The sequence below is a fragment of the Kitasatospora sp. Xyl93 genome, from assembly GCF_055383135.1.
Window position 1 is genome coordinate 3999202 of the sequence record NZ_AP029185.1, and the last position, 19579, is coordinate 4018780.

Annotated in this window: 17 protein-coding genes, 1 tRNA gene and 1 riboswitch; of the genes, 14 read left to right on the forward strand and 4 right to left on the reverse strand. The window is 73.8% G+C overall.

Features of this window, described 5'->3' with window-relative positions; genetic code table 11:
* Positions 1-5 precede the first annotated feature (5 nt).
* The 8 genes from ACZ5GH_RS17865 to ACZ5GH_RS17900 all read left to right on the forward strand — a co-directional run bounded on the left by ACZ5GH_RS17865 (position 6) and on the right by ACZ5GH_RS17900 (position 6931).
* The gene (locus tag ACZ5GH_RS17865) at positions 6-359 is read left to right on the forward strand and encodes a hypothetical protein (RefSeq protein WP_464334741.1); all 354 of its coding nucleotides are present in this window, start codon (positions 6-8) and stop codon (positions 357-359) included.
* 122 nt (positions 360-481) lie between these two features.
* On the forward strand, positions 482-1087 hold the full coding sequence (locus ACZ5GH_RS17870; RefSeq protein ID WP_464334742.1) for a hypothetical protein: 606 nt from the start codon (positions 482-484) through the stop codon (positions 1085-1087).
* Complete coding sequence (locus ACZ5GH_RS17875; protein WP_464334743.1) at positions 1084-2175, forward strand: DNA cytosine methyltransferase; 1092 nt, start codon at positions 1084-1086, stop codon at positions 2173-2175. The genes ACZ5GH_RS17870 and ACZ5GH_RS17875 overlap by 4 nt, the downstream gene beginning before the upstream one ends.
* Positions 2172-2531: a hypothetical protein gene (locus ACZ5GH_RS17880; protein ID WP_464334744.1), complete on the forward strand. Its 360-nt coding sequence runs from the start codon at positions 2172-2174 to the stop codon at positions 2529-2531. The genes ACZ5GH_RS17875 and ACZ5GH_RS17880 overlap by 4 nt, the downstream gene beginning before the upstream one ends.
* Before the next feature lie 63 nt (positions 2532-2594).
* The gene (locus tag ACZ5GH_RS17885) at positions 2595-3542 is read left to right on the forward strand and encodes a bifunctional DNA primase/polymerase (protein WP_464334745.1); all 948 of its coding nucleotides are present in this window, start codon (positions 2595-2597) and stop codon (positions 3540-3542) included.
* 70 nt (positions 3543-3612) lie between these two features.
* The gene (locus ACZ5GH_RS17890; RefSeq protein ID WP_464334746.1) at positions 3613-4950 is read left to right on the forward strand and encodes a DUF3987 domain-containing protein; all 1338 of its coding nucleotides are present in this window, start codon (positions 3613-3615) and stop codon (positions 4948-4950) included.
* 350 nt (positions 4951-5300) lie between these two features.
* A complete protein-coding gene (locus tag ACZ5GH_RS17895) occupies positions 5301-5495 on the forward strand; it encodes a helix-turn-helix transcriptional regulator (protein ID WP_464334747.1) in 195 nt (64 codons plus the stop codon).
* 56 nt (positions 5496-5551) lie between these two features.
* Complete coding sequence (locus ACZ5GH_RS17900; protein ID WP_464334748.1) at positions 5552-6931, forward strand: tyrosine-type recombinase/integrase; 1380 nt, start codon at positions 5552-5554, stop codon at positions 6929-6931.
* A gap of 137 nt (positions 6932-7068) precedes the next feature.
* Here ACZ5GH_RS17900 and ACZ5GH_RS17905 read toward each other — a convergent pair.
* Both ACZ5GH_RS17905 and ACZ5GH_RS17910 read right to left on the reverse strand, forming a co-directional pair.
* Positions 7069-7156 (reverse strand) — tRNA-Ser (locus tag ACZ5GH_RS17905).
* Positions 7157-7219: 63 nt separating this feature from the next.
* Positions 7220-8914 (reverse strand): S1C family serine protease, encoded by a 1695-nt coding sequence (locus ACZ5GH_RS17910; protein ID WP_464336842.1) that lies wholly within the window; start codon positions 8912-8914, stop codon positions 7220-7222.
* A 378-nt stretch (positions 8915-9292) separates the two neighbouring features.
* Positions 9293-9437: riboswitch (TPP riboswitch) on the forward strand.
* On the opposite strand from ACZ5GH_RS17910, the gene ACZ5GH_RS17915 reads away from it, so the two are divergent.
* From ACZ5GH_RS17915 to ACZ5GH_RS17930, 4 genes are all read left to right on the forward strand, one after another.
* A complete protein-coding gene (locus ACZ5GH_RS17915; RefSeq protein WP_387752225.1) occupies positions 9430-10848 on the forward strand; it encodes a purine-cytosine permease family protein in 1419 nt (472 codons plus the stop codon). Its footprint overlaps the riboswitch before it by 8 nt.
* 115 nt (positions 10849-10963) lie before the next feature.
* Positions 10964-11788 carry a glycerophosphodiester phosphodiesterase gene (locus ACZ5GH_RS17920; RefSeq protein ID WP_387752222.1) on the forward strand — a complete coding sequence of 275 codons (825 nt, stop codon included), beginning with the start codon at positions 10964-10966 and terminating at the stop codon, positions 11786-11788.
* Between the two features lie 250 nt (positions 11789-12038).
* Positions 12039-12614, forward strand: a complete 576-nt coding sequence (locus ACZ5GH_RS17925) for an ATP-binding protein (protein WP_387753167.1) — start codon at positions 12039-12041, stop codon at positions 12612-12614.
* 69 nt (positions 12615-12683) lie between these two features.
* The gene (locus tag ACZ5GH_RS17930) at positions 12684-13667 is read left to right on the forward strand and encodes a DUF5926 family protein (RefSeq protein WP_464334749.1); all 984 of its coding nucleotides are present in this window, start codon (positions 12684-12686) and stop codon (positions 13665-13667) included.
* 216 nt (positions 13668-13883) lie between these two features.
* On the opposite strand, the gene ACZ5GH_RS17935 is transcribed toward ACZ5GH_RS17930, so the two are convergent.
* Positions 13884-14519: a bifunctional DNA primase/polymerase gene (locus ACZ5GH_RS17935; protein WP_387752217.1), complete on the reverse strand. Its 636-nt coding sequence runs from the start codon at positions 14517-14519 to the stop codon at positions 13884-13886.
* 616 nt (positions 14520-15135) lie between these two features.
* Between ACZ5GH_RS17935 and ACZ5GH_RS17940 the strand changes: the two genes are divergently transcribed.
* Positions 15136-16587, forward strand: coding sequence for a PP2C family protein-serine/threonine phosphatase (locus tag ACZ5GH_RS17940; RefSeq protein ID WP_387752214.1), 1452 nt, complete (start codon positions 15136-15138; stop codon positions 16585-16587).
* 126 nt (positions 16588-16713) lie between these two features.
* The gene (locus ACZ5GH_RS17945; RefSeq protein ID WP_464334750.1) at positions 16714-18213 is read left to right on the forward strand and encodes an aminopeptidase P family protein; all 1500 of its coding nucleotides are present in this window, start codon (positions 16714-16716) and stop codon (positions 18211-18213) included.
* A 69-nt stretch (positions 18214-18282) separates the two neighbouring features.
* Here ACZ5GH_RS17945 and ACZ5GH_RS17950 read toward each other — a convergent pair whose 3' ends face one another.
* Positions 18283-19473 carry a hypothetical protein gene (locus ACZ5GH_RS17950; RefSeq protein WP_464334751.1) on the reverse strand — a complete coding sequence of 397 codons (1191 nt, stop codon included), beginning with the start codon at positions 19471-19473 and terminating at the stop codon, positions 18283-18285.
* Between the last annotated feature and the right edge of the window lie 106 nt (positions 19474-19579).

The following is a 19579-nucleotide window of genomic DNA, read 5'->3' on the forward strand; positions in this document are numbered from 1 at the left end:
GCCACTTGCCCGAGCTCACGCTGAAGCGCACCGGACCCACGACGTACGAGGTCACGTACGACGGCGCCAGCTACCTCCTGATCAAGCACCCCGGCCGGGCCGACGACAAGGGCCGGCTCGGCCGGTTGTCCTGGCGCCTGTACCCCTGGCCGTCCGCTCCGGGCGTGCTGGAGCCCGCCCTCGCGTACCTCGGTACCCGCCTCGACCACGCCAAGCGCCTCACTGCCCTCGTCCTGGAGGGGTGGCGCTTCCACTCCCGCAGCCCCTCGGCCCCGGGCGGGGAGATCTGGCGCCACAACGACGGCACCACCCGCCCCCTCGCCGACCTGCTCGCGGGCGCCCACCGCACCGAGGACTGACCGCGCCGGGCGCCCGCCCGGCGCCCCGCCGACCCACCACCCGGACAGCACGAAGCCCCACGGCAACCGTCATTTCCTGGCAGAGAGCCGGTTGCCGCGGGGTCGTGCGTCCCTTCACAGAGATGGGAACCAGCATGCCCGAGTTCGACCACTTCACGCTCGCCGCCGTGGACGACGACTACGACCGAGGCCACGCCTCCGACGGCCACAGTCGCTTCGGCGTCTACCTCGACCGGTACGCCGGCCTGCCCGGCGACGACGAACCGCTCTACACCGGCGCCGAGTTCGCCGTCGTCGCGTGGGGCATCGCCACCACCCCGGTGATGTCCCCCGGCTACGTGCACCTGCGCCCGGACTTGCTCGCCGTCACCGCCCACCTGGCCGAGGACGACCCCAGCGGCCTGGTCCTGCGCGTTACCGCCCCCGTCCCGCACCACGCCCTCGCCGCCCGCCCGGGGCCGGGGCGGTGGCTGGACTGGGAGCGGGACTGCTACGACCGCGGACCCTGGTCGCCCACGGTCGAGCCGATCCCCGGGCGGCGGCCCGTGATGCTCCTCTCCACCTACCTCTGCCTGCCCGTCCCCGCCGACACGCTGGTCGTCCCGACCACCAACCGGCCCGGCTCCGAGCTGACGCGCCAGGCCAAGGCCGCCGTCGCCGTGATCGCCGAGCACGTCAACCGGCTCGGCGGTCCGGCCCTGGCCGCCCTGCTCGGAGACGCGTCGTGAGTGGGCCGCGCATCGGGTCGCTGTGCAGCGGGTACGGCGGCCTGGACATGGCCGTCCGGCAGGTGCTGGGCGGGGAGTTGGCGTGGGTCGCCGACCCCGACCCGGGGGCGTCGGCGATCCTCGCCCACCACCACCCGCACGTGCCGAACCTCGGCGACATCACCACCGTGAACTGGTACGAGGCCGAGCCGGTGAACGTGCTGGCCGCCGGTTTCCCCTGCCAGTCCGTCAGCCTCGCGGGCAAGGGCGCCGGGATCGTCCCCGGCGCCGCCTCCGGTCTGTGGACCGAGGTCGCCCGCGCCGTCCGTGAACTCCGGCCCTCCCTGGTGGTGATCGAGAATGTCCAAGGCCTCCTCTCGGCGAAAGCCGACCGCAGCGGTGCTGGAGTGGGATCCGGCGCGCCGGATCTGGACCAGGCGACCGGACGGCCCCTCGCTCTTCGCGCTCTCGGCGCCGTTCTGGGAGACCTGGCCGGCCTCGGGTTCGATGCGGAATGGACGAGCGTGCGAGCGTCCGACGTCGGCGCCGCCCACCAGCGCAACAGGGTCTTCCTCCTCGCCTGGCCTGCCCACCCCCAGGGCCCGCGACTCGCGTGGCCGGGGCTTCGCGGACGGTCTGCCGAACGTGGTGGAGCTGCTGCCGACGCCGACCGTGTCGGAGTCGACCGGGACCGGGCACACCGGCCGGGGCGGGGCGAACCTGCGGCACACGATCTCCCTGCTGCCGACCCCGAGGGCGACCGATGGGACGAAGGGCGGGCCGAACCAGCGCGGGAGCCGGGGGGACCTGACGCTGCCCTCGGCGGCGGCCCGGATTGGGGCCCGTACGGCCCGGCCGTCCACCGGTGGGAAACGGTCCTCGGCCGACCCGCACCCCGACCAACTGACGATCGGGGACGTCTGAACCCCGTCTTCGTCGAGTGGCTGATGGGCCTGCCGCCCGGGCACGTCACCGCCGTGCCCGGCCTGTCCCGCACCGCCCAGCTCCGGGCGCTGGGCAACGGAGTCCTGCCCGACCAGGCCGCCGCCGCCCTGCACTCGCTGCTCGACCGCGCCACCACGGGCACCGAGCTGGGGGTGGCTGCGTGACCCGGACCCCGCCGCTCGGCGACCAGCAGGGCCTGTGGCAGGCCGTCCTTGCCGCCGCCGCGGGCCGCTGCCAGTGCCGCGGCACCTGCGGCAAGAACCACGACAAGGACGGCGGACGCTGCCCCACCGTCCACGGCGGCTACGGCCGCCGCCACGGCACCGGCCCCGTCCACCTGCTCGCCGCCCCGGCCGAACCGGACAGCCTGCTCCTCCCCGCGCACCAGGCCGCCGCCCTGCCCAAGGCGGAGCTTGCGGCGTGGTGCCCGGACTGCCACGACGCCACCCGTCGCGCCGCAGACAAGGCCCGCCAGGCCGCCGCCCCGTCCGCCGAGCCGGACGGCCTCTTCGACCTCTGACCCTTCGCGGGCCGGGGCCCGTCCTCTCGGGCCCCGGACCGCTGTACCCGAGAGGACTCCCGCATGACCGATCGGCCGTCCCCGGACCCGCTCTCCGCCGCCCTGGCCGCCGCCGACCGCGGCTGGCATGTCTTCCCGCTCGCCCCGAACGCCAAGCCCCCGGCCCTGCACAGCGAGGAGCGGTGCCCGCGCACCGGCCCCTGTGTCTCCGGGCACCTCGGGTGGGAGCGCCGGGCCACCACCGACTCGAACGTCATCCGCCGGGCCTGGTCCCACGGCCCCTACAACGCTGGCGTGGCCTGTGGCCCCTCCGGCTTGGTCGCGGTCGACCTCGACACCCCCAAGCACCCCGGTGACCTCCCGCCCGCACGGTGGGCCGGGCAGGGCATCACCGACGGGCACGACGTGTTCGCCGCCCTCTGCGAGGAGCACGGACAGCCCGTCCACTACGACACGTTCACCGTGCGCACCGGCCGCGGCGGCACCCACCTCTACTTCACCGCCCCGCCCGGGCTCGTCCTGCGCAACACGACCGGCGACAAGGGGCTCGGGCTCGGCTGGAAGGTCGACACCCGCGCCCACGGCGGCTACGTCGTCGCCGCTGGCAGCACCGTCACCGGACGCCTCTACACGCTCGCCCTCGACGTCCCGCCGATGCCCCTGCCCGCCTGGCTCGCCACCCTCCTCACCCCCAAGTCGCCGCCCGTCGCCACGCTGGACACGGCTGCGATGCGGGCCAGGATCGGGCGCCTGCAGGCCTACGTGCAGGCCGCCGTCCGCGGCGAGACCGAGAAGGTCTCGTCCGCCGGAGAGGGCGTCAGGAACCACACCTTGTTCGCCTCCAGTGCCGCGCTCGGCCGTCTGGTCGCCGCCGGCACCCTCCCCGAGCACGACGCCACGGACGCCCTGCTCGCGGCCGGACAGAAGGCCGGGCTCGGTGAGGCGGAGTGCCGCCGCACCATCGCCAAGGGCCTGGCCCGGGGCGCCGGCGGCGTCGGGCGGGCCGCATGAGCAACCGTCACCCCTGGCCCCGCCAGGAGAAGCGCTTCTCCGGCAGGGGTCGATACAGGCGGGAGGCCGAGTGAGCGCCCCCGACCTGATGACCGCCGAACCCCGCCAGGCGACGTCCAAGAACCCGTTCTACGACGACTTGGAGGGCCTTGAGCGGCCCGCCCGCCCCGGGCCGGTCCCGGACATGGCCGTGTTCCAGGGCCTGGTCGGTCACACCGTTCGGGCTCTGGACCCGACCACGGAGGCCGATCCGGTCGGCGTGCTGGTCAACCTGCTCTCCGGTGCCGGGGCCCTGCTCGGCCCCAGCGGCGCGGGCCGGGCCGACTCCTGCCCGCACCTGCGGATCGGCAACGACCGTCACCCCGCCCTGATCTGGGGCCTGACGATCGGCGCGACCGCGGCCGGCCGCAAGGGCGCTGGCACCAATACCGCCCGCCTGATCCTCTCCGCCGCCGCCCCCGGCTTCGCCAAGGACAACTGCCTGTCCGGCCTGTCCTCCGGCGAAGGCCTGATCGAGGCCGTGCGCGACGGCGACCCGACCAAGAAGGACGACCCCGGCCACATCGACAAGCGGCGCTGGATCGTGGAGTCCGAGTACGGCATCACCATGGCCCGCGCCCGCCGCGAGGGCTCCTCGCTCGGTGGCGTTCTGCGCCAGGCCTGGAACGGCGAAGACCTCGGCGTCATGAACCGTGAGGCCCTCAAGGCCACCGCCCCGCACATCGCGATCATCGGCCACATCAGCCCCCGCGAACTGCGCGCCAAGATGCAGGACTCCGAGATGGCCGGCGGCACCTACAACCGTTACCTGCCGGTCTTCGTCCACCGCAACCTGATCCTGGCGGAGTCCCGCGGCGCCGACCCGGAGCTTGTGGAAAGCCTCGGCGCCTCCTGGCGCGCCGCCCTCGCCGACGCCAGCCAGGCCGGAGAGGTCACCCTCGCCGAGCCCGCCCGCAAGCTCTGGCGCGACGACATCTACCCGGCGCTGTGCGGGGACGAGGACGGAGACGGCCCGCTCGCTGAGTTCACCGCCCGCGCCGCCCCGTACACCCTGCGCCTGGCCATGGTCTACGCCCTGCTCGACCGCCGCCGCCAGATCGAGGAGGACCACCTGCGGGCCGCCCACGCGCTCGTGAACTACTCCCGGGCCTCCGCGGCTCACGTCCTCGGCATGGCCGCTGACACCACCGGAGACCCCAAGCTCGACAAGCTCGCCGCCGCCGTGCGCACCGTCGGGCCCCGCGGCCTGACCGGTGACGAGGTCTACCGGCTCTTCAAGAAGTCCAGCAAGGACGAACGTGACCGTCTGGTCGCCGCCCTCCTCCAGATCGAGGGCTACGGCAGCGCCCAGGTCCCCGGCGCCGGCCGCCACACCACCGTCCTGCTCTACGCCCCGCCCGCCGCCTGAGGGGTGGAAAGGGTGGAAAGGGGTGCTAAGCCCTCCCACCTGCGGAAACCCGTGGCGCGGATGGGGTGGAAAGGGGGGTGAAAAGGGGTGGAAAGCCCCGTCCCCTCCCGCCGCCAGTCGGTCACCCGACCCTTTCCACCCCCCTTTCCACCTCCTTTCCACCCCCTCCCCTCTCCGCAAAAGCCCAGGTCACCGGGCTTAGCACCCCTTTCCACCCTTTCCACCCCGCTCCCGTGGCTCTGTCCGCCCGGCAGCGCTGCTTGCTCCGAACAGCCCGAATGCCCCTCACCCCTGTCTCACAGTCACAGCCGTGCGGCGCAACTCTCGCAACCGCCAATGGAGGCGCCACCGTGGCTACACAGGACCAGAAGCTGAAGCTCGCCGCCGTGCTCGAAGAGCTGGACATGTCCCGCTCCGCCTTCTACCGGATGGTCGCTCGGGGAGCGGCGCCGAAGCTCCTGAAGCTGCCCAACGGCCAGATCCGCGTCCGCCGGAGCGACCTCGACGCCTGGTGGGCCGCCCAGGAGCAGTCCGCCGCCGCCTGACCAACCCCATCTCACCTGGGCCCCGGCGCCGCCGGGGCCCATCATCTGGAGATCACGTGCTCACGTTCGATGTGCAGATCTACAAGCTCCGCGACCTGAAGCGGGGACGGAAGCCCCACCAGCTCCGGTGGCGGGTCGGGAAGAGTCCGCACTCCCGCACCTTCGCCACGAAGACTCTCGCGGACGGTCGGCGGGCCAAACTGCTGACCGCGATCAACAACGGCGAGCAGTTCGACACCGACACGGGCCTGCCGGCCTCGGAGCTGCGGGCGCTGATGCAGCAGCAGGCTCAGGTGTCGTGGTTCGAGCACGCGAAGAAGTACGCCGAGGTCACGTGGCCGGACCTGTCCGCCAAGGAACGTGCCGCGCTGGCGGACGGACTTGCCACGATCACCCCGGCGCTCGTCACCGATCATCGTGGGGCTCCGCCGGCACGCGTGCTGCGGACGGCCCTCTCGTGCTGGGCGTTCAACTTCTCCAAGCACCGGGGCGAGATCCCGGCGAAGTTCGCGGAGGCGCTCGGCTGGCTCGCCCAAAAGTCGGTTCCTGTCTCGCAGTTGGACGACTCGGACACCCTCCGGGAGGCTCTGACGGCCATCACCTTGAAGTTGGACGGGAAGCGTGCGGCGGACAACACCATCAAGCGCAAGTACTCCACCCTCAGCGGCGCAATCGGGTACGCCATCGAGCGGAAGCTCCTCACGGCGAACCCTCTGAAGTCCGTGAAGTGGGACCCGCCGGAAACCGATGACGAGATCGACTTCCGGTATGTTCCGGCGCCGCGCCAGGCGCGGGACCTGATCGAAGCAGTCCGGACGCTCGGCTCACGCGGGCGCCACCTGGCCACGTACTACGGCTGCATCAACTGGGCCGCCACTCGCCCGGCCGAGGTCACGCACCTCCGGCTGGCGGACTGCACCCTCCCGAAGACGGGATGGGGCCTCATCGTGGCGCCCGGCAGCTCGCCCCGGGTCGGGTCGCGGTGGACCGACGACGGGCAGTCTCATGAGGAGCGCGGACTGAAGCACCGCGCCCGCACGGCGACCCGGGACATCCCGATCCCCCCGGTGTTCGTCCGGATGCTGCGCGAGCACGTGGACGAGTTCGGACTAGGCCTCGACGGGCGGCTGTTCCAGGCCGCCGAGGGCGGACTGCTCAGCACGAAGGAGACCTCGGAAGTCTGGAAGAGGGCCCGGGAGTTGGCGCTCACGCCCGAGCAGGTGAAGACCCCGTTCGCCGACGTGCCGTACGACCTGCGGGCCACCTGCGTGTCCGGGTGGCTCGCGGCCGGCGTCGACCCGGCGGAGGTCGCTCACCGCGCCGGGCACAGCATCACCGTGCTGTTCAAGTTCTACGCCAAGGTCCTCGACGGCCGGAAGGACCGGTCCAACACCCTGATCGAGCGCTTCCTCGACCAGGAGTACGGCGAGGAGTAGGCGCCGATCCGTTCCACGGATGTTCCACACGCACTGGAAACCACCGGGACCCGGGTGGGACAACCCGGGACGGAATGCAGAAGGGCGGGTATCGGCTTGTTGCCGATACCCGCCCTGAGCTGCGTGTTCCTCAGCAGCGGAGAGCGTGGGATTCGAACCCACGGTGACGGGTCACGCCACGACAGTTTTCAAGACTGTTCCCTTAGGCCGCTCGGGCAGCTCTCCAGGCGGAGGTCAGCCTAACGGGTCCGGCGGGGTTCGGCGCACACGTTTGGGCACGGGCGGGGGTCACGGCTGGTCGCCGACCCGCTCGGCCAGCGTGACCTTGGTGTTGAAGCTCTGGCCGTTGCGGGTGTACTCGACGTCGACGGTCTCGCCGGGCTTGTGCGTCCAGATCCGGCTGACCAGGGCGGGGCCGTTGTCGATCGGGACGCCGCCGAGCTTGGTGATGACGTCGCCCGGCTTGAGCCCCGCCTTGTCCGCCGCGCCGCCGGGGGTGACGGCGGGCTGGCCCTGGATGTCCTTGGTCTGGATCTGCGCGCCGTCGCCCTTGTAGTCGTCGTTGCGCAGCACGTCGAGCTTGGCGTAGACCGGCTTGCCGGTCTTGATCAGGGTGTCCGCGACCCACTTGGCCTGGTTGATCGGGATGGCGAAGCCGAGGCCGATGCTGCCGGCCCGGCCGTTGGACGAGGCGTTGGACTGGATCGCCGAGTTGATGCCGATCACCGCGCCGCCGGAGTCGAGCAGCGGGCCGCCGGAGTTGCCGGGGTTGATCGAGGCGTCGGTCTGGAGGGCGTTCATGTACGAGGCCTGCGAGCCGGTCTCGTCGCCGGAGGCCACCGGGCGGTCCTTGGCGCTGATGATGCCGCTGGTGACGGTGGACTCCAGGCCGTACGGCGCGCCGATCGCGACGGTGGCGTCGCCGACGTTGACCTTGTCGGAGTCGGCCAGCGGCAGCGGTGCCAGCTTGCTCTTGGGCGGGTTGTCGATCTTGATCACGGCGACGTCGTAGCCCTCGGCGTGGCCCAGCACGGAGGCGCCGTAGGAGCTGCCGTCGGCGAACTTGACGGTCAGTTTGCCGCCGTTGAGAGTCGGCGCGACCACGTGGTTGTTGGTGAGGATGTGGCCCTCGGTGTCGAAGACGAAGCCGGTGCCGGTGCCCGACTCGCCGTTGCCCTGCGCCTTGATGGTGACGACGCTGGGCAGCGCCTTCTGCGCGATGGCGGCGATCGAGCCGGGGGCGGGCTCGTTCTTCTGGGTGTCGCTGGCCTGGACGGTGGTGCTGCGGTGGTCGTTCGCGGAGCCGGCGCTGTCGGAGCGGTCGGCGACGGTCACGCCGAGCACGCCGCCGGCCACACCGGCGACCAGCGCGACGGCCGTCATCAGCGCGACCAGGCCGCCGCGCTTCTTGCGCGGGCCGCCGGGGTGCTCCGCCGGGTAGCCGAGCGGGCCCGCCGGGCCGCCGGGGTAGCCCGCGCCGCCGGAGGCGGAGTCGTGGGGCCCCCAGCCGCCGAGCGGCTGGCCGGCCCCGAAGGGGTGGTGGCCGTGCGCGGCGGGGGCGGCGGGAACGGCCGGGGCGGCGCCGTACCCCTCGTGCGGACCGGCGGCGGGGACACCGTGGGTCGGGGTGGCGTACGGGTTGCCGGCCGGCGGCAGCGCCGGGGCGGCGGGCGCGGCGGCGGCCGGGGCCGCCGGAGCCTGCGGGGCGGGCGGCAGAACGGGCGGCGGCGCGTCGATGTACCCGGTGGCCGGGTCGACGGCCGGCTCCCCGGCGGCGGCCACGGGCGCGGCCGGGGCCTGCGGCGCGGACACCTTGGTGAAGGCGACGGTGGGCTTGTGGCCGCCCTCCGCCTGGACCCCGTCCGCCGGAACACCCGGCGCCGGGACGCCCTCGGCCGACCCGGCGTCGACGGGCGGAGCCGCCTCGACGGCAGCGGCCCCGGCCGCGCCCGCCTCCGGCTCCGGCACCCGCCGGAAGGCCATGGTCGGCTTGTGCCCGCCCTGAGCGGGGCCCTCGGAAGCGGACTCGGCCGCCCCCAGGCCTGCGGGCTGCTCCCCCTGCGGCCCGGTGGGCCCAACCTCGCGCTCGGTGCTCACGGACGACCTCCATAGCTGGCAGAACCAAGGACCATAGTTTTTCGCACTGTCGATTCGTTTGCCGTAAGGACCCCTCTGAAGAACTCATAAGAATCCTTAGCCCGCACCGACACCGACCCGGTACGGGCCCGGTACGGACACCGGCACCAGCACCGACGCCGGTACCGACGGCCGAGGCTCCCCTCCCCGCCGGGCGTCCCGCGATGCGGACCGCACGCCCTCGGCCTTGGGTGTTCGCCCCCGCGCCGGTTAGCCTGTCGCTCCAAACTGACACGCGGGAGCTTGGACCCACCAGGCTGAGAGTGCGCATGTCGACCGTACGCCACACGAGTGACGGCCGTTCGAGGGGGCGCTGACCGCCGGAACCTGTCCGGGTAATGCCGGCGTAGGGAGTATCGGCCATGCCGCCTGCTTCGCCATCCTCTTCTTCGGGCGCGAACGCCCCCGCTTCCGGTCCGGACGCCCCGCCTCCGGGCGCGACCGCCGTCCTGGAGCGCCCCGACCACGTCGAAGCGCCCCTGGTCCTGGACACCGAGCCGCCGCGCACGCTGCGCTTCCGGGACCACTTCGCGCTCTGGATGAACCTGGGCGTCAGCCTGATCGGCTTCTCCACCGCCGCCACCGTGCTCGGCGCCCCCGGCAGCGAGCTGTCGCTGGCCGCCGCGGTGACCGCGATCACGGTCGGCACGGCGGTCGGCACCGCGATGCTGGGCGTGGCCTCGCTGATCGGCGCCCGGACCGGCGCCCCCGCGATGGCGAACCTGCGCGGGCTGTTCGGCACCCGGCTGTCGTACCTGCCGACGGTGCTGAACATCGTCCAGTGCGTCGGCTGGGGCGTGTTCGAGCTGCTGACCATCTCGGCGGGCGCCCAGACCGTCGCGCACACCACCGGCTACCGCTGGCTGTTCGTCCTGCTCGCGGGCGCGCTGACCACCGCGCTGACCATCTGGCCGCTGGGCTCGATCGCGGTGCTGCGCCGCTTCGTGGCCGGGGCGGTCGCGGTGGCGATGGTGTACTTCACCGTCCAGCTGGGCCGCCAGGGCGTGCCGGACCCGGGCGCGGGCAACTGGCACGGCTTCCTGGGCGCCACCGACGCGATGATCGCGGTGTCGGTCTCGTTCGTCCCGCTGGCCGCCGACTACACACGGCACTCGCGCACCCCGCGCTCGGCGTTCTGGGGCAGCTTCTCCGGCTACACGATCGCCCAGGTCTGGTGCTACGTGCTCGGCCTGATGGCGCTGCTGCAGTCGGACGGCGACCCGAACCGGATCTTCGACTCCTTCCTCGGGGTCTGGGCCGGCTGGCTGTTCCTGCTGGTGCTGGTGCTGCGCGAGACCGACCAGTCCTTCGCCAACGTGTACTCGACCGCGATGTCGGTGCAGAACCTGCTGCCGAAGGTCGACCGCCGGGTGCTCTCCGGGGCGATCGGCGCGCTGACCACCGTGCTGGCGCTGCAGATCGACGAGTTCACCGACACCTACTACGGCTTCCTCGGCCTGATCGGCTCGGTGTTCGTACCTCTGCTGGCGGTGCTCGCGGTGGACTACTTCCTCGGCGCCGGCCGGCGCGGCTGGAACCTCTCCGCCGACGCGCCGTCCCGCTGGCTGATGCTGCTGCCGTGGGCACTGGGCTTCGCGGTCTACCAGCTCATCGCGCCGACCGGGGTGGCCGACTGGTGGACGGAATTCTGGACCTCCGCCCGGCAGGCGCTGCACTTCAGCCCGCAGGAGTGGACCTCGGCCTCGCTGTTCGCCTTCGTGGTGCCGGCGCTGGTCACCTGGGCGCTCACCCCGCTCGGCCGCCGCACCGCCGGGCGCTGAACGGGAGCCGCCGGGCGCTGAACGGGAACCGCCGGGCACCGAGCGGACGGAGGCGGCCCCACAGGTTGGGGCCGTCTTCGTCCGCGCTTCACCTCCGCCGCCTATCGTTGGGCCCGTGACCAGCCCAGACCTGTCCTCGACGGCGGCGCGCACCGTGCCGCCCGTCCAGGTGATCGCCCACCGCGGTTCCTCCCACGCCCTGCCCGAGCACACCCTCGCGGCCTACCGGCGCGCGCTCGACGAGGGCGCGGACGCGCTGGAGTGCGACGTCCGGGTCACCGCCGACGGCGCGCTGGTCTGCGTCCACGACCGCCGGATCGGCCGAGTCTCCAACGGCCGGGGCACCGTCTCGGCCATGACCCTCGCCGAGCTAGAGGCGTACGACTTCGGCGCCTGGAAGACCGGCCGCCCCAGCACCGACCCGGAGCTGCGCGGCGTGCTGCGGCTGGAGCGGCTGCTGGAGCTGGTGGTGGAGTGCGGCCGCCCGGTGGACCTGGCGATCGAGACCAAGCACCCGGTGCGCTTCCGCGGCCGGGTGGAGACCGAGCTGCTGCGGACGCTGGAGCGCTTCAAGATCGGCGCGACCCGGGACGGCGACCGCCCGTCCGCCCGGATCATGAGCTTCTCCTCGGTCGCCCTGAGCCGGGTGGCCGCCACCGCACCGGAGTACCGGCGGGTCTTCCTGTTCGAGCGGACCGTGCCGCTGCTCGGACGGCTGCGGCCGGGCTCGCCGCTGCCGGGCGGGGCGCGGATCGCAGGCCCGGGCATCGAGCTGGTGCGGGCCCGCCCGCAGCTGGTGACCCGGCTGCGCGAGCTGGGGCACGAGGTGCACGTGTGGACGGTGGACGAGCCGGCCGACGTCGAGCTCTGCCTGGAACTCGGGGTGTCCGCGATCATCACCAACCGGCCCGCGGAGGTGTTGGCGCAGCTCGGCCGGTGATCCGCCGACGCACCGATCGCGGTACCCCGCCGATCCGATCACTCTGGTCGGCAGTCAAACCTTCCTCGCGCGATATTGCCGGAATTCTTGCGCCCGGGCGACGCAGGGTGAGCGCGGAATGACCTGATGTCGACGGTCGGGCGTCCCGCCCGAAATGGGCCCGCGGGATCGTCCGGTGCTCGTTTCCGACGCATTACCAAGGGGCATCTCTCCCTCGGCATACGCTGAAGGAGGTCCGGGGGTGGCGTTGATGGTGGCGCGTGAAGTGCCGACTTCATCGACCATGGCAGTGCCGCACGGCCCAGCGAGTGTCGGGGTCGCACGGCGCCGACTGCGTCGAGATCTGGGTGACCGGCAGATACCGGAACCGGTCATCGATGATGCTGTTCTGATCCTTTCCGAGCTGTTGAGCAACGCCTGTCGGTACGCCCGCCCGCTCGGCCCGCTGTCGGCCCTGGGCCGCAGCGCCCGGGCCGAGGTGCTCGGGCAGGTGCTGGTCGGCGTCCCGTCCGGGCCGCACTCCGCGCAGGGCGGCCGGAAGCCCGCCGAGGGCTCGGACGAGCCGGACGGCGGGGTGCTGGTCCGCTGGCAGATGCACGCCGACGGGGTGCTCACCCTGGAGGTCACGGACGGCGGGGCGGCCACCCGGCCGCTGCCCGCCAGTCCCTCGCTGACCTCGCGCGGCGGCCGCGGCCTGAGCATCGTCGACCAGCTGGCCAGCGACTGGGGCGTGCGCGACGCCCCCGGCGAGGTCACGGTCTGGGCGGCGCTGCCCGCCCGGGCCCGGCACGCCCGGCGCACCGGAGGCGATGCCCGTAGCGCGTGAGCCGGGCTCGGGGAATGTGTCGTTAGGCTTCCCGGGACACAGGACCACCGTTCCCGGGAGAGCCGCAGCATGGGCAAGAAGGCCGCCAAGAAGGCGCCGCAGCGCCAGTCCACCACCGCCGTCACGGGCGAGGTCCCCGTGGTCGGGGCCCGCGAGGACTGCCCCTGCGGCTCGGGCCGCCGGTACAAGGCGTGTCACGGCCGGGAGGCCTCGCACGCGGTGCAGGAGCTGGTGCACCGCCCGTTCGAGGGCCTGCCGGGCGAGGCGGACTGGGTGGCCCTGCGCGAGCTGGTGCCCGCCGCCACGGCGCCGCTGACGCTGGCCGCCGGGGTGGCCGAGGGCGCGACCGGTGACGTCCCGTCGGTGACCCTGGCCACCGTGCTGCCGCTGGCCTGGCCGGCCCTGCGCCGCCAGGACGGCTCGATCCTGCTCGGCCTGCAGACCCAGTCCGCCTCCGGCGACCTCAGCCGCGACCTCGCGGACGCCCTGGAGCTGGCCCTGGCCACCGAGCCGGGCAGCCCGGTGCCGGCCCGCCGGACCGTCCCGGGCGGACGCCGCCTGCAGGACCTGCTGGACACCACCGCGGCGTTCGCGCCCACCGTGCACACCGGCTTCGAGTTCTGGCTGGAGGACGCCGAGGCCGCCACCGGTGAGGTCGCCGCCTCCCTGGAGCGCGCCAACGCCTCGGCCATCCCGACCGAGAAGCTCGCCGGCGTGGACGCCGCCTACTGGTGCGGCACCCCGGACAAGAACCACCTGCGCTGGGTGATGACCGTGCCCGAGGAGCGGCTGCTGGACGCGCTGGCCCGGCTGAACGCGGCCGGCGAGGCCTCGCTCGGCACGGACACCCGCCTGGTGGGCTCCTTCCGCGCCCACGGCCTGACCGTCCCGGTGTGGGACCTGCCGCTCGCGATGACCGCCGCCGACTGCGAGAAGCCGGCCGCCGAGTTCGCCGAGCGGCTCGCCGCGGTGCTCGCCGACGGAACGCCGCTGAGCGCCGAAGAGCGGCGCGCCCGCGCGAACCTGGTGAACCGTCAGGTCACCTTGAACTAAAGCGCGCGGGATCCGCGTGATACGCGTCACATTGTCGCGGTGAACGCGCAATTTCCGGGCGTGGAGGGCGTCTTGGAAATTGGCGCGGGCGCAGATCCTTGTTACTGTCTAAAGAGTCCGGCCGCTGGTGCATCCCCCGTCGCCAGCGGTCGGATCTTTTGTTTTTCCGGGGCGCCCCGGTGAACCGCTCCGGCGTCCGCCCCGTTCCGGTGATCCTCAGTAGGCCGGACGTCCGCGATCGAGCCGGACCGTCGCCTCCACCAACTCCCCCAGCAGCGGCCCGACCTGCGGCAGCCAGACCCCGCCGCCGACGCCCGGTCGCGGCGCCATCACCCAGCGCACCCGACCGGCCGCGCCGCCGGGCGGCAGCGGCAGGAAGCCGCCCGCCCCGTGGTAGCGCAACGATCCCGGCACCCAGGGGAGTTGGGCGAGCATCTCGCCGAGCACGTCCAGCGAGTACGGGGCCACCAGCAGCGCGTAGCGGCCCGGCATCGCCAGCACCGGCCCGAGCGGCAGCCGCAGCGCGCCCAGGTAGCCCAGCGCCCGGGCGCCGGCCGCCGCGGGCAGGCTGACCGCCGAGACCGTGGAGCCGGTGGCGGCCAGCACCGGCGCGTCCGGACTCTGCCGCTCCCACCACCAGCGCACCATCCGGGCGTCCGTGGTGGCGGCCAGCAGCGAGGGGTCGTGCGGGTGCGCGCCGGGGACGGTGCAGTCCGGGTCGCCGCAGGAGCAGCGGCCGTCGCGCAGCACGGTGCCGGGCACCACGGGCCAGCGGTGGTCCACGGCGGCCGCCAGGGCCGCGGTCAGCCGGGCGGAACGCTCCTCCGACCGGTCCTTCGGGTTCTCACGCATGGCGCTCGTTCCTTTCCCTGACCGCTCGGTTCGCTCCGCTCCGCCGGCGTCCGTCGGGATCCTCCGTGCGGGCCCGCCGCGGCGGGGCCCCGGACTGCGCGAAGCGGGGCGGGCGGCAGGACGGGCGGCGCGGCTACGACGTGGAGCAGGTGTGGAGCACGACATGAAAGGGCCGAACACCGGCCCAGCCCTTGGAACGAGAATCCCGTACGCGACCGGATGGACGCCGCCCGGGCGCGCTTGGTTCCACCGTACGAGTGAGAGTGTTCCGGCCGGCGCGGCTCGCGGGCGGCACGGACATACGATCCGGACGGCCGCCCGGTCCGTCCTCCCGGTTCTGCCCGTTCGCGGCCCGCTCCATGCCTCCCGCCCACCCGGCGCGCGCACGGACCCCGCACGCCCCCTGACCGGGGCGCGAGCGATGTGGAACCGGCCACCGCGTCGTCCTGGATCTGGACATGCCCCGAATGGCCTGTGTAGAAGTGGTGGCATTGCTGTCGATCAATGACGAGTAGTAGCGAATCGAGGCGAAACACGCCCTTAGGCCGTGCTCGCTCCACATTGGCCGCATCTGGGGGTTTCGCATGGCACGTAGCACCGCGTCAGGAGTGACGGCATGAACGAGTCCCACCCGTCGGCGGCCCTCCCCCCGACGACGACCGCCGAGCCGGGCGAACCCGGCTGCGCCGGCGGGCTCACCGTCCTCGACCCGCCGGGCCTGCCCGGCCCCGTCGACGCCCCGGACGGCACGCCGGACGCCCGCGCGGAGCCGTCCACCGCGGTGCAGGACCGTTTGGCCGGACGCCTGTCCGATATCACCAGCCTGCACGAGCACACCGAGCGGCTCGTCCGCGCCCGCGGACTGGCCGCCGTCCTGGACACCGTCCTCGCCTCCGGCGCCGCCCTGCTCGGCGCCCGGCGCGGCGTCCTGGTCACCAGGCAGCCCGGCGGCGGGCCCGGACAGCCGGTCGGCTTCGGCCTCGACCGCGCCAGCCTCGGCGCCCTGGAGACCGTCCCGACCGAGCAGAGCATGCTGGCCCGGCTGCTGCGCGAACGGGACCGGCCCGCCCAACTGCACTCCCGCGACCTCGCCGAGGATCCGGCCACCGGCGCCCGGCTGCGCGAACTCGCCGTCCACCTCGGCCTCGGCGGCGCCTACGGCCTGCCGCTCGCCACCGTCGAGGACGGCCCGCTCGCCGCCGCCCTCTGGTTCTACGACGAGCCCGCCGAACCGACCGCCTGCCGGCGCGACCTGGCCCGCCACTACTGCGAGATCGCCGCCCCGCTGCTCGCCAAGCAGCTGGAGGCGGACCGGATCTCGCGCACCACCGAGGCGCTGCGCCGCGGCCTGCTGCCGGACCGGCTCCCCCGGGCCGCCGGGCTGCGGCTGGCCGCCCGGCTCGTCCCGGCCGGCCTGGAGCGCTCCTGCGGCAGCGACTGGTACGACGCGATCCCGCTGCCGGACGGCACCATCGGCCTCACCGTCGGCTCCGTCTCCGGCGACGGCCCCGGCGCGGGCCCCGGCTCCGCCCCCGGCGCGGCCGCCGCGATGGGCCGGATCCGGGCCGCGCTGCGGGCGTACGCGGTGCTGGAGGGCGAGGACCCGGTCTCCGTCCTGGGGGACCTGGAACTGCTGCTCAAGACCACCGAGCCGACCCGCACCGCCACCGCCGTCTACGCCTGGCTCGAACCCGAGGAGCGCCGGATCACCCTGGCCGGCGCCGGGCACTGCCCGCCCGTCCTGGTCGGCCGGCACGGCGCCGAGTTCGTGGAGACCTCGCTCTCCGCCCCGCTCGGCATGCTGGCCTGCTGGGAGGCCCCCGGGGTGGAGTTCACCGCCGAGCGCGGCGACACCCTGCTGCTGTACACCGAGGGCCTGGCCCGCCGCTGCGGCCCGACCCTGCACGCCGGCCAGGCCAACCTGCGCCGGGCCGCCGCCGACGCCCCGCGCGACGTGCGGATCGACCCGGACCGGCTCTGCGCCCACCTGCTGGCCGTCTGCCCGGACCCGGAGGCCGGGGGCGCGGCCACCGACGACCTGATGCTGCTGGCGGCCCGCTTCGAGTGACGGTTCGATCCCGGAACAACCGGGCGGCCGGTCGTCCGTACCATGGACGCACGGCCGCCCGCGCGTGTCGCGATCCGACACCTCCCCCGAGGGGCGGCGGTACCACCCCCCAAGGAGGCGTTGCACGTGACCGAGGACCGTACCCCCGCGGTGGCCGAGAACCCCGAGGCCGAGGGCGGCGAGGAGCCTGAGCAGTTCAAGGGCCGCAAGAACGGTCTCTACGGCGAGATCTCCGACGAGCTGGCCGCCTCGATGAAGTCCGGCTGGGCCGACACCGAGTTGCACGGCCTCACCCCGGTCGCCCAGGCCCCGTACGCGGCCGAGCGCCGCGCCAAGCTCTCCGCCGCCTTCCCCGGCGAGCGCCTGGTCGTCCCGGCGGGCAACCTGCGGGTGCGCTCCAACGACACCGACTACGCCTTCCGCGCCTCCAGCGAGTACGTCCACCTCACCGGCGACCGGACCGAGGACGCGGTGCTGGTCGGCGAGCCGACCAGCGCGGCCGGCCACGAGTTCACGCTCTACCTGCTGCCCCGCTCGAACCGCGAGAACGGCGAGTTCTGGCTCGACGGCTACGGCGAGCTGTGGGTCGGCCGCCGGCACAGCCTGAGCGAGCAGGAGCAGCTGCTCGGCCTGCCCGCCCGCGACGTGCGCAAGGCCGCCGAGGAGCTGGCCGCCAAGGCCGCGGACTCCGCCGTGCCGACCCGGATCGTCCGCGGCTACGACGCCGGCCTGGAGGCCGCGCTCGCCGACGCCCTGGACGCCGACAAGGACGCCGAGTTCAAGGAGTTCCTGAGCGGCCTGCGGCTGGTCAAGGACGAGTGGGAGATCGGCGAGCTGCGCGCCGCCTGCGACGCCACCGTCAAGGGCTTCACCGACGTGGTCCGCGAGCTGGGCCAGGCCGTCGCCACCTCGGAGCGCTGGATCGAGGGCACCTTCTGGCGCCGCGCCCGGGTCGAGGGCAACGACGTCGGCTACGGCACCATCGCCGCGGCCGGCCCGCACGCCACCACCCTGCACTGGGTGCGCAACGACGGCGACGTGCGCCCCGGCGAGCTGCTGCTGCTGGACGCGGGCGTCGAGACCAGCACCCTGTACACCGCCGACGTCACCCGCAGCCTGCCGATCGACGGCCGGTTCACCGGGATCCAGCGCCGGATCTACGACGCGGTCTACGAGGCCCAGGAGGCCGGCATCGCCGCGGTGAAGCCCGGCGCCCGGTTCCGCGACTTCCACGAGGCCTCGCAGCGGGTCCTCGCCGAGCGGCTGCTCGCCTGGGGCCTGCTGGACGCCTCGGTGTACGACGTCGAGAAGGTCCTGGAGCTCGGCCTCCAGCGCCGGTGGACCCTGCACGGCACCGGCCACATGCTCGGCCTGGACGTCCACGACTGCGCCCACTCGCGCCGCGAGGAGCACGTCGACGCGCTGCTGGTCCCCGGCATGGTGCTGACCGTCGAGCCCGGCCTGTACTTCCAGCTGGACGACCTGACCGTGCCGGAGGAGTACCGCGGCATCGGCGTCCGGATCGAGGACGACATCCTGGTCACCGCCGACGGCAACGAGAACCTCTCGGCCGGCCTGCCCCGCCGCGCCGAGGACGTCGAGGCCTGGATGGCCTCGCTCGCCTGAGCCACGGCACCGCGCAGGGCCCGGCCTCCCGAGCGGTGGGAGGCCGGGCCCTTCGGCTCCGCCCCGGGCTCAGCCCTGGCTGTAGGGCTGGACCAGGGCGTCCACGCCGTGGTGGCCGGCGGCCACCCCGCCGACCTCGATGGCCATCGGTCCGGCGTGCCGCGCCACCGCGACCCGGAAGGTGTACCGGACCGAGCTGCCCGGGAGGAGGTCCGCCAGCCCGGTCGGCTCCACCCCGACCCGGCCGTTGCAGTCCTGGACCGTCGTGAGGGTCTTCCACTCGCCGCCGACCTTCGTCTGCACCGTGACGTCCGACTCGGACAGCCCCTCGCTGTTCCGGGCGGACAGGAACACCGACGGGTGCATCCGGGTGACGCCGTCCGGCGAGGAGAGCGTGTAGGAGAACTCGGTCGGGGCGCCGCCGTAGACCAGGAGGGACGGCTCGGAGACCGCGCTCACCACCGGGCGGTGGGCGTCGACGACCTTCGTGGTCACCACGCTCTTCGCCATGTCCCGGTAGGACTTGTCGTACGGGGTCGGGGCGTCCGCCTCGACGGCGAGGCTGCCCGGGCGGTCGGCCACGTCGAGTGCCATCCGGTACTCGACGGTCCGGCTCTCGCCCGCGGCCAGGGTGAAGGCCGCGTCGTCGCCGCTGCCCGCGTAGTCCATCCCGCCGCCCTGGCTCAGCCCGGGCAGGGTCTTCCAGCCGGAGGCGTCCTTGCGCTCCAGCGTGCCCCGCGCCGTCGAGAGCACCAGCCGGCACGGCGCGCCCTCGTACTGCCGCGTCGCCACCACCGGCGCCACCGCGCGGCTGCCGGAGGCGTCGTCGTTCCTCCAGGTCACCGAGAACGAGACCTTGTCGCCCACCTGGATCCGCTGGCCCTCCCGCAGGCCGTTGAAGGTGATCCCGATGCCGCCGGGCCTGGCGGTGCTGTCGGTGGCCGGCTTGGCCCCGGCCTTGGCGGCGGGCCCGGCCGCGCTCTTCGCGGCGGGTGCGGCGGTGACCGGTGCGGCGGCGGACGGCGCGGCGGCGGACGGCGCCGCCTCGGTGGTGGGCGCGGCCGGGGCGGTCGTGACCGGGGAGGTCGGGACGGAGCCCGCGCCGGGGGTGGCCGACGAGGTGGCCGCGGGGGTGGCGGTGGGAGCCGAGGCGGCGACGGACGCCCCGCCGTTCGTCGGGCCGCAGGCCGCGGCACCGACGGCGGCCACGACGGCCAGCGGGACGATCTTCGCAATACGGGCGATAACGGACGCGTTCATGTGACAGTCCCCCAAGGACACGGTGATGGTGATCGGAGTGGTCGGGCGCCTGCTGTCGCGCCCCGAGGAGCCGGCCCGAGCCCCCCGGCTCCGCCGGCTCGCTCTC

What these genes read in the sequence shown, in the direction of transcription:
- ACZ5GH_RS17935 (WP_387752217.1), bottom strand. Translation starts at nt 14,519, where the DNA reads ATGCGTGAGAACCCGAAGGACCGGTCGGAGGAGCGTTCCGCCCGGCTG.
- ACZ5GH_RS17885 (WP_464334745.1), top strand. Translation starts at nt 2,595, where the DNA reads ATGACCGATCGGCCGTCCCCGGACCCGCTCTCCGCCGCCCTGGCCGCC.
- ACZ5GH_RS17870 (WP_464334742.1), top strand. Translation starts at nt 482, where the DNA reads ATGGGAACCAGCATGCCCGAGTTCGACCACTTCACGCTCGCCGCCGTG.
- ACZ5GH_RS17940 (WP_387752214.1), top strand. Translation starts at nt 15,136, where the DNA reads ATGAACGAGTCCCACCCGTCGGCGGCCCTCCCCCCGACGACGACCGCC.
- ACZ5GH_RS17930 (WP_464334749.1), top strand. Translation starts at nt 12,684, where the DNA reads ATGGGCAAGAAGGCCGCCAAGAAGGCGCCGCAGCGCCAGTCCACCACC.
- ACZ5GH_RS17910 (WP_464336842.1), bottom strand. Translation starts at nt 8,914, where the DNA reads ATGGCCTTCCGGCGGGTGCCGGAGCCGGAGGCGGGCGCGGCCGGGGCC.
- ACZ5GH_RS17915 (WP_387752225.1), top strand. Translation starts at nt 9,430, where the DNA reads ATGCCGCCTGCTTCGCCATCCTCTTCTTCGGGCGCGAACGCCCCCGCT.
- ACZ5GH_RS17925 (WP_387753167.1), top strand. Translation starts at nt 12,039, where the DNA reads ATGGTGGCGCGTGAAGTGCCGACTTCATCGACCATGGCAGTGCCGCAC.
- ACZ5GH_RS17950 (WP_464334751.1), bottom strand. Translation starts at nt 19,473, where the DNA reads ATGAACGCGTCCGTTATCGCCCGTATTGCGAAGATCGTCCCGCTGGCC.